Origin of the sequence: Paraburkholderia bannensis NBRC 103871, assembly GCF_000685015.1 — a bacterium.
GTDB lineage: Bacteria > Pseudomonadota > Gammaproteobacteria > Burkholderiales > Burkholderiaceae > Paraburkholderia > Paraburkholderia bannensis.
Map to the genome: position 1 here is coordinate 1 of NZ_BAYA01000037.1, position 12,911 is coordinate 12,911.

Here is a 12,911-nt window from a genome sequence, read left to right on the forward strand (position 1 = left end):
ACGCGAGGTCTGCACCATGTGGCTTTGCATCCACCGTCGCGGTGATCGGAAATTCTGGATTGCCGAATATTGCGAGCGTGGTTTGAGGTAACGCTTCAAAAGCGCTGCCTTGGATCGTAGGCGAGCGTCGCTTCGCGACCGGTGAATGGGAATGCACCTCAAAAATTTGGGGCCGCCGAGCTGTCGTTTACCACGGGGCCATGCGTTGTGCGACGCGATCGCGGAAGACAAGTAGGTGCATCATTGCCCCAATAATATGCAGGCAAATGAAGGTGAAGAGCGCCCAGGCGAGGACTCCATGCACATCTCCCATCTCGTGGCCGAAGGTTGAGCCAGTATGCGAGAGGCCTGGCAATGGGATTGCATAGAGCAGGGTGACTGCCCAGCCGCGTGAAGAGGCGTTAATCCAGCCAAGTAGCGGCACAATCAGCAAAAGCGCATAAAGCGCAAACTGCGTCAGCGAGGAGACAATGCGCAGTAACCGTGAAATGTCGGCCGGTGGCGGCCGATGCGTCAGGCGCCACGCCAGCCTGCAAAGCATCGCGGCCAGGAGCGCGGTGCCAACCACAATGTGCGCGCTGATCAAGCCGACCGGCTGTGTGTCACGATGTACGTCGGGCATTGTCCATCCCAATATGAATTGCGCGCAGACCAGCAGGACAATCAGCCAATGGAGAAAGCGTGCGACATGATCGTACTTTTCGGTAGTCTGCATCCTGATATCTCCTCTGCCTCGTTGTGACCGTAATTCGGTGATTCTAGAAATATTCCGTTAAGAAAAGCTTAAGGAACCGTAGCAGACGACGGTACGTCGGTTCGCTTCGCCTGTCCGGACAACGCCATTTCCTGTGTCCCTTGAACGGCGGGAAATTCAACAAAAACACCCAGGCCGCGCCCGTCCAGACCTGTGCCGAATCGCAGAGTGCCGTTGAAATACCGCACAATGCGTTCGACGATCGAGAGCCCGAGACCGCTGCCAGGTGACTGGACGCCCGTCCCACGATAGAAACGATCGGTCAGTCGCGCGAGATCGGTCTGGGCGACACCCGTGCCATCATCGAGCACGGCCAGACATTGTGTGTGCCCCTGATCGATTGAGATCACCTCAACGCGTCCATTTGGGTGCCCATACTTGATCGCGTTATCGACCAGATTCTCCAGCAGAATTCCGATCAGTACCGGGTCGGCCCGGATCGCGTGGCGGGAGTGCGGCTTCCCCTCCAATGCAATACCTTTGTCGCTCGCGCGCTGGGCGTGCCGCATGACCGCTTCATCAATCAGATCGTGAGTATTGAGGATGCGGGCGGGAATGTGCTCCTGCTCATCCAGTCGTGCAAGCAGCAGCAACTGCTCTGCCAGTCGTGCACTGCGGTCAACCCCCTGTACGACGCGTTGCATGGCCTGGCGCTGCAATGCCGGGTCTGAAGTCGTCAAGGCAACCTGGGCCTGAACCTTGATCGCCGCAAGAGGAGTCTTGAGTTCGTGAGCAGCATCAGAGGTGAATGCGCGTTCCCTGACAATCGACTGCCTGAGCTGCGAGAGAAGGCGGTTGATGGCTCCGACCAATGTCTCGACCTCTGCAGGTATCGACGCGATGGTAAGCGGCGTCAACGAATGTTCATCACGCGCCCGGATTGTCGCGGAGAGCAGGTCCAGCGGTATCAGGCTACGCCCGATGACGTACCAGAGCAACTTTGCAAGAGCTGGAAGCGCTAGCAATAAAGGCCAGATAATTCGCATCGCGGCTTCCGTCGCGAGATCACTGCGTGTATTGGACAATTCCATGACCTGCACGCTGCGTCCGCTTTTCGGTTCACGGAACTCATACAGCCGCCACGGGGTTCCACCAACATCGACGGTTCTCGGCGCGTCGTTATCCCCAGTTGCAGTGAACGTAGAAGGCGCGACCGGAAGATTCGAAACGATACGGTGGCTCGTATCGATCAACGCAAAATGAATGTCCCGCGGAAGTCGATCACTATCGGATTGCGGGCTCTTTTGTCGTCCTGGCCACGACAGTTCGATCTGTGCATTGATGGGCAGCCGGGCAAACTGCTCGACATCTGCGGCATCAAGTCGGGCGATGAATGTCGCGTATTCCACCAGACGTGCATCCTCCCACTCCTGGACCTCCCGCGATGCATACCGGAAACTGCCGAAGACGGCGAGCCCCCAGACGGCGCTCACGCAAAGCAGCACGAAAAGGGACAGGCGGCGGTGTATGGAGTGGGCAATCATGGCTTTTCAACCACATAGCCCACGCCGCGTACCGTGCGAATAAAGTCGGTCCCGAGTTTCTTGCGCAGGTTTGATACGTGCACTTCAATCGTGTTGCTTTCAACCCCGTCCAGCCATCCGTAGAGGTGGTCTTCCAGCACGCGCTTCGCTTGCGGAACACCCTGATGGGTAAGCAGTTGGTGAACAATCGTCCACTCTTTTGCCGTTAGCACAACACGTGTTTTATTACGCATCACAGTCCGCGAGGCAACGTCGACTTCAATTTCACGCCATACGATTGTTTCCTGGCCGCGTCCCTGTGAGCGCCGCACGAGCGCGCGGCAGCGAGCGAGCACTTCGGACAGTTCAAAGGGCTTTGCCAGATAATCGTCCGCACCGGCGTCCAGGCCGCGAACCCTGTCTGCGACCGTGCCGCGGGCGGTCAGGACGAGCACCGGGATATCGTCACCACCCTCGCGCAGCCCGCGCAGGATGTCGCTGCCGGATTTGCCGGGCAAGCCTAGATCCAGCACGACCATCAGGTAATGTGTGGTGGCAAGTGCCATCGTAGCTGCGTGGCCATCGCGCACCCAGTCAACACTGTAGCCGGCCTCAACAAGGCTGATCTCAAGGCCGCTGCCGATCAGGTCATCGTCTTCAACGAGAAGAATTCTCATATGCAAGTAGAACGTATTCGCGTCTATGCAACTGCTTTAATCGAAAATTCTTCAATTGTAGGCGAAAGGCAATGGTAGTTCTGCACAGTCAGGCGTGGCTACCTGCTTCAGGTTACCTTCAGGGATACCCTGTATCCTGAAGCGATTGGGAATTATGTCGGCGCAAACGACCACTGTTACTGGATTAGCAAACATGCAGTGCCGATTTCACTCGCGTCGATACGGTCGCCTCCGCTCCGGCGCGGCGGCTGATTCATTGAAGTTGGCTTTATTCAGCGTTGCTGCAGGGAAGCTGGCTTTCGCATCATCGAATCCGCGGCGTTTGCCCCGTAACGACGTTAACAATCTGGACTGTTCCGCTCTCGCGACAATGATCTCAGCGTGGTCACACGTCGCGATCGGGTGCGATATCGAATCGTATCCAACTCCACGAAATAGACAAAATTTTGAGATGAGGGTGAGGACTTGACCACTGAAAATGAACGGGACGTGACCCGCTCCATCTGCGCTGCGTTAAAGCGGGCTCGCATGCGGCCCACATCGAGTCGAATCGCAGTGCTAAAGGTTTTCCTCGATTATCCAGATCAACATATGACGGCCGATGAGATATTCCGTCATGTTCCCGAAGGAACGGAGCAGTGCAGCCTCGCGAGCGTGTACCGTTCTCTCGCCCAACTGGTTACCTCAGGTATGGTGATCAGTTCGTGGGTTGGTGAGAACAGGGTTGTTTATGAGTCTAATCCCGGTTTTCCACACTCGCACATCATTTGCAGCATGTGTGGGGCGATTGAGAATTTCACGGACTCTTCGCTATCCGATCAGCAAGAGAAGGCCGTACGGGATCGCAACTTCGATTATCTGGGCTGCAATGTGTTGCTCTTTGGCCGCTGCCCGCACTGCAAGGTAGATAACGACCACTCCCGTATTCAAGGCCGTCTTGTCGCCCAGAAGCGTACTCGCATCCATGGTTAGTGAAGGTATGGATTCTTCAACGCGCGCTTGCAGGGATGTGGGCAGAGAGGAGAGTCTTTCGACAACGCATATGGTCGTGTGTGACCGGGCCATCGGCGAGCAATGCCGTCCGTGATAAGTTTGTTGAGTGCCGTGAGATCGAACGCTTTACATCTCCCGCATTTTCTTTTTATTATCTGGTGTGTTCCGAGGGCACCATGGCGCGGTCCGCAACAGGATCATAAAAACTTTTGCGCCTGTCATGGAACGTGAACATTCGCAAGAGTGCGGCATAAGCTGCCCGGCGAGTTTAGACCTGCGCGCCGTCGCAGGTTTTTTTTGATTGCCGGGCAAACGTTTTCCTTCGAATTGCGCATCTCGTTCGTTCGACAACGTGTTTTGGTGATAATGGTTGAAAGCGTGATTTCCTGTCTGTTTCCGTGAATATGCTTTCCGGTCAAAGTGGAACGATTCGAATTGCTGGTGACAGGGCGATGCCGCAGTACAAACTGGCATCGCGGCATCAGGAATCGTAAAGCCGCACGCGAAATCCGGATCGTCTCGAGTTGCGGCACAGCCTCGGGCGCATTCGGTCGAGTCTCATGCGGTTGATACCGCATCGTCGCCAGGAATGTCAGGAGCCCCGGCGCGTTGGCCAGCCACTCGCGTTACTGCGATGCGGCCTATGTGTGCCTAGGCGTCGTTGAACCTTTACTGCTTCGAACTTGATCGCTCGATCGCCCTGCGTGAGGCGATCTCCGCTGCGGCGCGGGAATTTTTCTGCCGCTTCCACGCAGCCGCCAACGAAGATTCCGCAAGACCGGAACGCACAAATGACGGCGCGGTTTGTGCCTCGGCGGGGAGGCTTGGGCCCGCTTCTTGCGGCATTCCCATGGATCATCGATCAACGTCTTCACTGGGAGCCCACATGCGCCAGCTAAGCCGTCTGGCTGTTGCAATGGTTTTGCCGCTGGCCTCCTGCGCGTTCGGACCATCAAGTCCAGGCGATCCGGGCTTCGGCGCTTCGCCTCCCATGCCGCCCCCTGAGTCGTCGCTGCTTCCAATGGTCAACATCGCGCCCGTTCAGGTGCGTCCCCAGGGTTTCAAGCCGACCGTTCCTGATGGTTTTTTCGTCACCGAGTTTGCCGGTGGGCTCGCGCACCCGCGCTGGCTCTATACGCTGCCCAATGGCGACGTACTGGTAGCCGAAAGCGACGCGCCGAAAGAGCACGATGAGGGCAGTGGCCTGTTCGGCTGGGTCAGAAAGCAAGTCATGAAGCGTGCAGGCGCCGGTGTGCCGAGCCCCGATCGCATTTTGCTGCTGCGCGACGCGCACGGCGATGGCGTCGCGAGCACCCGGACTGTATTCCTGCGCGGCCTCCATTCGCCGTTCGGCATGGCACTCATTGGCAATCAACTCTATGTTGCTGATACGGACGCTCTGCTGCGTTTCGACTACGTAACTGGCACCACCCAGATTACCAGCCCCGGCGTCAAGATTGCCGACTTACCGGCCGGCCCGATAAACCACCACTGGACCAAAAATATCCTGGCCGATCACTCCGGCAAACATCTGTACATCACAGTGGGATCGAACAGCAACGCTGCGGAAAATGGAATTGACGCCGAAGAAGGTCGAGCGCGTATTCTCGTGTACAACATCGTGACGGGCCAAATGCGGCCCTTTGCTACTGGTTTGCGCAACCCTAACGGGCTTGCCTGGCAACCGGACAGCGGTGCGTTGTGGACGGCGGTCAATGAGCGGGACGATCTCGGCAACAATCTGGTTCCCGACTACATGACCGCCGTGAAAGCTGGTGCTTTTTATGGCTTTCCCTACAGCTACTACGGCCAGCACATCGACACCCGTGTCAAACCGCAACGCCCCGAACTGGTTGCAAAGGCTATCGTGCCGGACTATGCGCTTGGTAATCATACGGCGTCCCTAGGTCTTGTCTTTTACGACCGGGCGCTTTTCCCGCCTCACTATCGTGGAGGCGCATTTGTCGGCCAGCATGGATCATGGAACCGAAAACCGCGTACTGGCTACAAGGTGGTGTTCATACCATTTGTCGATGGAAAACCTGCCGGTGTACCTGAGGACTTTCTGAGTGGCTTTCTTGCGGAAGATGGTCACACCGTCGGTCGGCCCGTTGGTGTTGCACTGGACGCCCATGGGGCATTGCTCGTGGCTGACGACGTTGGTAATGCCGTGTGGCGGGTAGCGCCGCGTATCAACGATAGATCGGCGGACACTGCGTCGGCTGGTAAATGACCTGTTCGTAGGTGTCCCCTTGATTTTCGTGCAGTTTTCCGGTTGGCCCGGCCCAGGTTTGAAGGGGCTTTGCCTTTAGGCCCCTTATAATTTTCCTTTCAATCAGAGACCTGCTGACTGCCCGCCCAGAAGTGGGGAAACCGGAGCAGAGGAGGGTGCGGATGCTGCAGCTGCGGCCGTCGAACGGCGGGACGGCGGCGTCGTTCGGGGTTGGTCGCGTCAGCAACTGCGCAGCCTGCTCATCCGATACCCGGCCGGGCAGCCGGGCCGTCGAGAAGCCGCGGCCCGGCCTTCGCTGCTGCCCGCCAACTTCCGGTGTCGACCCAAAGCAGCCCTTCGGTCACGCGGCGCACGTCATACCAGTCGGGCTGCCCACGGGATGCATTGTTACAGACCATCGAGACGGTACGGTGCACGCGCGTACGAGTGAGGTTATCGCGGCGATGGCGAGGACGCGCGCTGCGCGTGATGGGATTGTTACGGCCTTGTACGCCGCAAGTATCCCGTGCCGTGCGCGCAGTGCGACGAGCGACGCAAAGTCGGGAGTACGGCGGCCGGCCTGTTAAATCGAGGGGGCATCAGGGCTGTGGGCGTTCCCAGATAGGCGCGGTCTGGACAAATGCAGCTTAGCTTGCACAGAGTGCATTCGCGATAGGCCAGTTATCGCAAACTGTGACTTCGTGCATCTGGGGAGGTGCCTGCGTCGGCCGCGATAAGCATAGGTCGCCCAATGAGCGGCGTGTAGCGCTGCTGTGACCAGACAGAGAATTTCCTGCTTTTGATGGGTGCTTGGGTTGTTCACGACGCAGTGCCCACACGGCCGTTCAGCGTTACGAATACTACAGATTGTCGGAAATTGCGACTAACGGTCAGCAACGACCTGCGCTGGCAGGAATCAGGCGATCCGTGGAACGAAAAGCCGTGTTGAGCAGGGTGTAGGGGAAGTGTCGGCGGTCGTCGAGGTGATGAAACGCTCGAGGTTTGTCCTAGATGCGCGGACTCGGCATGGGATTCAAGGGGCTTCGGTTGCGCCGCTTGAGCGAAATCGGGACAGGCGGAATTGCTAACGCAGCAAAGTCCGTGAAAACGAGTTCGTCGAATCCGGAAGTGGGGGCGAACAAGGTAAGTACAATTTCCTATCATAGGCGCTCAAGTTATTATGACTTGGCCAAATCGCCGAAAATTGGCATATATGCCGGGCGTGCCATCCGAGCTCAGGGTCCATCCCAGATTTGCGGAAATGATGCAGCAGGTCAGGCCAGAGAGGCTAAGACTTGGGTTGCCACAAATACCCCGCTTTTTGCAGCCGGGCAAGCCAGGCTCCCCGCTTGCCATGACTCGACATCAATTGCGCCAGACGACGCCGGAATACGGCATCCCGCCAGGCGATTTCATACGCTTCGGCGAGATCCTGCAACATCTGGAATGCCTGATCGTAGGCGCTGCCCGTTGTGCGTCGCAGTTGTGCATCGATGCCTGACCATGCCGTGTCTTCCTGCTCGAGAAGTGATGTGAGGTACCGTGTGTGTTCCTCACGACGACGGGCCTCGGACGCCTGGCGTGCTTCCTGCTCCCTTTTTTCACGGATGGCACGATGAGAGGTGACCCTTGATTCGATTTCGGATATTCGACGGCGCCCGGGCAAATTCAATTGCTTTGCATTCCTACCATTCTCCCATTTGAGAAAAGCGTTTCGAAGCGTTCGCTCCGCTTCGCGGCTACGTCCGTGTAGCAGCATGCGCAGTTTCGCCCGCATTTCCTCATCCGGCAACTCACGTAACCAGAGATCAAAGCGACTGTCTTCGCTCCCACTGGATTCTAGGGCCAATAATGACGGGCTGGCCTCGGCGGCGGCGGCGAGCCAATCCGTATCCAGCATCAGAAACTCGGCCAGTGCTACCTGTGCGGGCGTCAACGCCTGTAATCCCGCAGGCACCGGCGGTTCGATTTCATCATCGTGTAGCTCATCATTCCCGAGTCGGGCAAGCCACCCAAGATAAAGCGGGCGAGCATCGCCGCCGAGCAGCTCGTCACGTACAGGCAGCAGGCGCGTCATCCACCCCGCACCATCCATCTCCTCCGAGAAGCGGGCGTGTTCGCTCGAGTCATCACTGAATGACCAGTCGAGTAGGCACCAGTCATCGACGTCCGTGGCCTCGAATGCTTTCTCGAAACGGGAGCGACTCTTTCGTCCAGCATTGACGTAATCGCGGATCGTCGCCGCGTCAAACGTCCCGCGCGGCAGTCGAAGAAGCAGGCGGCAGCTCCCCCAGTTGGAGGAGTAGACGTGGGCATCGAAATATTGCTGTACCCATGCGAGCGGGTCGCCCTTGAGGTTTCCCCAGTGATATTCGTTGACGAAGCTTGAGGCGGTGATCGTGGCCCGCGTGGAGAAACTGCGCAACTCTGCCTCCTGGGTCGCCGTAAGCAGCTGGTCGACGCATGCAAACTCGTAGTATTGGTATTCGCTCATGCCAGTTTCCCGTAGCGAAGCGCATGGAAGAGAAGAAGGTGAATGTGCGGGTGCGTAACCCGGCGGAGCCATGAAACTCCGGGCCGACACGAAAGCCGGAATGCTTCATGGCAAGCGCCGAAAGGCGCGCGCGTTGCCATTGTGACGTCCTTTCAGCACGCGATGCGGCGCTTTCAGCCAGCCGCGTCCGCGCCGCCCAGCCGCATCCGGTAGTCCGCCAGGAGCTGCTGCTGTGCTTCGAGCTGCGCGGCCAGCTTCGTGAGGCCCGCGCGGAGCGAGTCGCGAGCCTCGCGGGATCAGGCTTGTTCCGCCGCACAACCGGTACGAAATATGGAAAACGATCTCCGGGGATTGCTGCTCAAATTGGGATGTCGCAACCCGGAGCGTGGACCACAAGCGTTTGATGTGTATAATTCAATTGTTTTATACACATTTACGAGGCGCGCCATGCGTACCAATATCGAGATCGACGACCGGTTGATGGCCGAAGCGCTTGCCGCAACGGGCATCCGGACCAAACGTGAAGCGGTCGAGCTTGGCCTGAAAACGATCATCCGGCTCAAGCAGCAGGAGCAGATTCGCCAGTTCCGCGGCAAATTACCGTGGGAAGACGACCTGGATGCCATGAGGCGCGACCAGTGATACTCGTCGATTCAAGCGTGTGGATCGACTACTTCCGGGGGCTGGCTTCACCCCAAGCCAGCCGACTGGATGCCCTGCTGGGCCGGGAGGTGCTGGTCACTGGCGACCTGATCGTCGCCGAGGTGCTGCAGGGATTTGCCGCCGAGTCGGCATTCAATACTGCCCGGCAGCTGATGACGACGCGATTCGATGTCGTCTCGCTGGTGGGGCCGGATAACGCCATTCAGGCGGCCCGGAATTACCGCATCTTGCGAGCGCAGGGCGTAACGATCCGCAAAACCATCGATACGCTGATCGCGACGTGGTGCATTGAAAACGGTGCGCCGCTTCTCTTCAGCGACCGGGATTTCGATCCGTTCGTCGAGCATCTCGGTCTTCAGTCTGCAATGCGCGACGACTAACGTGCCGGTGACAGCAAACAGCACGAAACGATACGGAATACGAATTCTCCACCGGTTTCAGGCCAACTGGAGCTGGATATCTTCTCCGGGCGTGCGGACCTGATAGCCCATTGCCCGGTAGCCGCGCTGGCGTTTCTCCCACATGCGCTGCAGCACCGGATGGCCGCCATCCACATAATCGATCACCCGTACGCCGGTCTTGCCCGCATGCTCGCGGTGCAGCCGGCCGGCGTACTGCTGCAGCGTGCCCCTCCACGCAACCGGCATGGCCAGCACCAGCGTGTCCAGCGGCGGATGGTCGAAGCCTTCACCTACGAGCCTGCCAGTTGCCAGCACCACGCGGGGCGTGTTACCGGCCAGCGCGTCAAGGGCAGCCAGCTGTGCCCCCCGCGCTCTCCGGCCGAGGCGACCGTGCAACACGAACAGCGGTTGTGCCGTGTCTTGCAGCATCTGCTGCAGGCTTTCGAGATGGTCCGTCCGCTCGGTGAGTACCAGCACGTTCCGCCCCTGCCTGTACTGTTCACGCACAGCCGCCGCGATCATCTGCGTGCGCGGGGTGTCCTGCGCGAGCTGAGCGAACACCGCCTGGATTGGCGCGTCGGCCGCGACGTCCACTGCGGCGGTGAGCCTTTGCGGGAAAACCTCGAGCACCTGCGGCGCGCTGGCCGGGGATTTCGCCGCATGCCGGATCGGTCCGCACAGCATGAACATGACGGGCTGCTGGCTGTCGCGCCGCACCGGAGTCGCGGTCAGACCCAGCACATAACGCGCATGAACGGCCTTGAGCACCGCCTCGAAGGAATCCGCGGAGACGTGGTGACATTCATCGACGACGACCTGGCCGTAACGCCGCAACAGCTCGCCGCGGGCACCGTCGGGTGCCACGGATTGCAGCATCGCGACATCGATCCGGCCCGTCGCCTTCGACTTGCCGCCGCCGATCGTGCCGATCTCGCGCGCGTCGAGTGCGAGAAACGACTGCAGGCGCTCGCGCCACTGGTCAAGCAGCTCCCGGCGGTGCACAAGCACGAGCGTGTTGACGCCTCGCTGCGCGATCATCGCGGCCGCCGTCACGGTTTTGCCGAACGCCGTTGGCGCATGCAGGATGCCGGTGTCGTGTCGCAGCAGGTCGGTAACGGCCGCCTGCTGGTCATCGCGCAACGTGCCGGCAAACGGAACGGCAAGCGGCTCGCCGGTGCAGCGCTCGTCGCGGATGTCGCAGGCGATGCCGTTATCGCGCAGTAGCGTCATGACGTCGTCGAGGCATCCGCGCGGCAATGCAATGTGGCGCGGGCAGTTCTCGGCGCGCCCTATGATGCGTGGCTTGTCCCATACGCTGAAGCCGCGCGCCTGGGCCCGGTAGAATTCCGGGTTCTGGAAGGCGGCCAGCCGGATGAGCCGGTTGAGCAGTGCCTGCGGAAGCTGCGCCTTTTCAAGATAAAGCTGGTTCGCGAGCGTCAGTGTGAGCGACACCGGCATCGTTCCGGCCAGCCGCTTCGGCTGCGCGGGCGCTGGCTTCCACGGTTCGGACTGGTCCTCTTCGGCGATGAACGCAACGTCGAGCGGGTGCGCACCGCCCGTGGTGCGAAAGATCACCCCCTCGATGTCGCGGCTGTCCATGGTTTGCACGGACGCGAGATACGACCACTGGTCAGCATACGGCTGAAAGCCGTCATCGACAAACACGCTCCAGCCATGCTCGCGTGGCTGCTTTTGCAGCGGCAGGGCAATGAGGTTACCGAAGCCGCCTTTGGGCAGCACATCCTGGTTAGGGAAGAGCCGGTCGTAGGACGTCAGTTCGAGCTGACGGGTCTGGGCACAGGTGTGGCTGATGAGGGCTGAGCCCATCCGTCGCGCGTCCCGTGCAGCAACGGCCGACGAGAAGAAGATCCAGGCGTGCGCGCCATTGCCTGATCGCGAGATTTCGAGCGATACGGGCACGTCCATCTCTAGGCAGGATTGCCGGAACGCCTGCGCATCTGCACGCCAGCCTTCCTCGTCGAAGTCGACAGCGAGCAGGTAGCAGGTGCCGTCCGGCATCAGTGGATAGAGGCCCACCGTGCGATCGCCGGCCAGGTGCGTATAGACGACCTGGTCGTCCAGCGTCAGCAGTACACGATGACCGCAGTCGGCGCACCGGATGCGGGGCTTTTCGCAGATCCCAGCGCGCCATTCGTTGGCGCACGCCGGCGCATAGCCGGATTTTCCGGAATTGCGGCTTTCCCAGCGTAGCGGATAGACATCCGTGCGGCCGCGAAACAGCCGCCGGAAGAGCTGCACCTTCTGCTCGGGCGAAAGTACGGGGGCGCCCGTGTTTCGCACTGCTGGCGATGGTTCGTTCCGGGCCACCCGCACGGGCTTTGCCTGCGCCTGCAGCGTTGCCGGCAGCAAGGCGGTGAGCCGCGCGATTTCGCCCTGCAGGCGGGCGAGCTCCGCGAGCAGCTCCTCGCGGGTGAAATTTTCCCAGTCTGCCTGTAGCAGCTTGCCTTCGTTCATCGCTTCACCGACCGAAACCCTGGCTCCCATCGGGCACGCCGGCTAGCGCACACGTTCGTTGTTGCATATCTTCGTCTCCGATACAGATCACCTGATTTTACCCACGAGCCATGTCTGCCATCGATCGCTACGTCGAAGCCGCGACGCGCGAAAACACTCGGCGCAGTGACCAGTCGGCGCTTCGGCATTTCGAGTTTGAATGGGGCGGCTTTCTGCCCGCGAGCGCCGACATGATCGCGCGGTACCTTGCCGATCACGCAGAAACCTTGTCGGTCAATACCCCGTGCTCGCAGCTTGCAGCGCTCGCGCAATGGCATCAGACGCAGGTTTTTCCGGATCCGACGAAGGCCCCATATGTGCGCAAGGTTCTCAGATGTATCGTCGCGCTGCATCCCGCAACCGAGAAGCGGGCGAAGCCCATGCAGCTCGAGCAGCTCGAAAAGCTCACGGTCTGGCTCGATGAGCAGATCACGAGGGAAGCCGACGGGCGCGAGCGCCTCGCGTGCCTTCGCAACCGTGCCCTGATGCTGCTGGGTTTCTGGCGCGGCTTTCGCTCGGATGAACTCAGCCGACTGAGAATCGAGCACGTAGCCGTTGAGGCGGGCCGCGGCATGACGTTGTACCTGCCGCGCACGAAAGGCGACCACGCGCAGCTGGGCACGACCTTCAAGGCCCCGGCACTTTCACGCCTGTGCCCGGTTGCCGGAAGATCTGGGCGGAGTTCGGCTTCGATCTGATCGATCGTCGGTAACTCCGTTTCCATCGCCGCGGGAACTTTG

At 59.8% G+C, this 12,911-nt stretch carries 10 protein-coding genes; 5 read left to right on the forward strand and 5 right to left on the reverse strand.

All coding sequences use genetic code 11. From position 1 onward, the window contains the following. Positions 1 to 187: 187 nt before the first annotated feature. From BBA01S_RS34015 to BBA01S_RS34025, 3 genes are all read right to left on the reverse strand, one after another. Positions 188 to 715 carry a cytochrome b gene (locus tag BBA01S_RS34015; protein ID WP_027820327.1) on the reverse strand — a complete coding sequence of 176 codons (528 nt, stop codon included), beginning with the start codon at positions 713 to 715 and terminating at the stop codon, positions 188 to 190. A gap of 68 nt (positions 716 to 783) precedes the next feature. After that, positions 784 to 2,238: an ATP-binding protein gene (locus BBA01S_RS44030; protein WP_052392017.1), complete on the reverse strand. Its 1,455-nt coding sequence runs from the start codon at positions 2,236 to 2,238 to the stop codon at positions 784 to 786. After that, positions 2,235 to 2,894, reverse strand: coding sequence for a response regulator (locus tag BBA01S_RS34025; RefSeq protein ID WP_027820328.1), 660 nt, complete (start codon positions 2,892 to 2,894; stop codon positions 2,235 to 2,237). Before BBA01S_RS34025 ends, BBA01S_RS44030 begins: the two co-directional genes overlap by 4 nt. A gap of 465 nt (positions 2,895 to 3,359) precedes the next feature. Here BBA01S_RS34025 and BBA01S_RS46260 point away from each other — a divergent pair, with 465 nt between their 5' ends. Together BBA01S_RS46260 and BBA01S_RS34035 are read left to right on the forward strand one after the other, a co-directional pair. Beyond that, entirely contained in the window at positions 3,360 to 3,866 is a 507-nt protein-coding gene (locus tag BBA01S_RS46260) for a Fur family transcriptional regulator (protein ID WP_156966178.1), read from the forward strand. Between the two features lie 907 nt (positions 3,867 to 4,773). Next, positions 4,774 to 6,120, forward strand: a complete 1,347-nt coding sequence (locus tag BBA01S_RS34035; RefSeq protein WP_027820329.1) for a PQQ-dependent sugar dehydrogenase — start codon at positions 4,774 to 4,776, stop codon at positions 6,118 to 6,120. Positions 6,121 to 7,387: 1,267 nt separating this feature from the next. Here the strand turns inward: BBA01S_RS34035 and BBA01S_RS34040 are convergent. After that, on the reverse strand, positions 7,388 to 8,593 hold the full coding sequence (locus tag BBA01S_RS34040) for a hypothetical protein (protein ID WP_027820330.1): 1,206 nt from the start codon (positions 8,591 to 8,593) through the stop codon (positions 7,388 to 7,390). Positions 8,594 to 9,040: 447 nt separating this feature from the next. Here BBA01S_RS34040 and BBA01S_RS34045 point away from each other — a divergent pair, with 447 nt between their 5' ends. Both BBA01S_RS34045 and vapC read left to right on the forward strand, forming a co-directional pair. Further along, positions 9,041 to 9,235 carry a type II toxin-antitoxin system VapB family antitoxin gene (locus BBA01S_RS34045; RefSeq protein ID WP_027820331.1) on the forward strand — a complete coding sequence of 65 codons (195 nt, stop codon included), beginning with the start codon at positions 9,041 to 9,043 and terminating at the stop codon, positions 9,233 to 9,235. Beyond that, positions 9,232 to 9,636: a type II toxin-antitoxin system VapC family toxin gene (gene vapC / locus BBA01S_RS34050; RefSeq protein ID WP_027820332.1), complete on the forward strand. Its 405-nt coding sequence runs from the start codon at positions 9,232 to 9,234 to the stop codon at positions 9,634 to 9,636. The genes BBA01S_RS34045 and vapC overlap by 4 nt, the downstream gene beginning before the upstream one ends. Before the next feature lie 57 nt (positions 9,637 to 9,693). On the opposite strand, the gene BBA01S_RS34055 is transcribed toward vapC, so the two are convergent. Then, entirely contained in the window at positions 9,694 to 12,132 is a 2,439-nt protein-coding gene (locus tag BBA01S_RS34055; protein WP_052392018.1) for a TOTE conflict system archaeo-eukaryotic primase domain-containing protein, read from the reverse strand. Positions 12,133 to 12,242: 110 nt separating this feature from the next. Here BBA01S_RS34055 and BBA01S_RS44035 point away from each other — a divergent pair, with 110 nt between their 5' ends. Beyond that, positions 12,243 to 12,869 carry a site-specific integrase gene (locus BBA01S_RS44035; RefSeq protein ID WP_174479195.1) on the forward strand — a complete coding sequence of 209 codons (627 nt, stop codon included), beginning with the start codon at positions 12,243 to 12,245 and terminating at the stop codon, positions 12,867 to 12,869. Positions 12,870 to 12,911 lie beyond the last annotated feature (42 nt).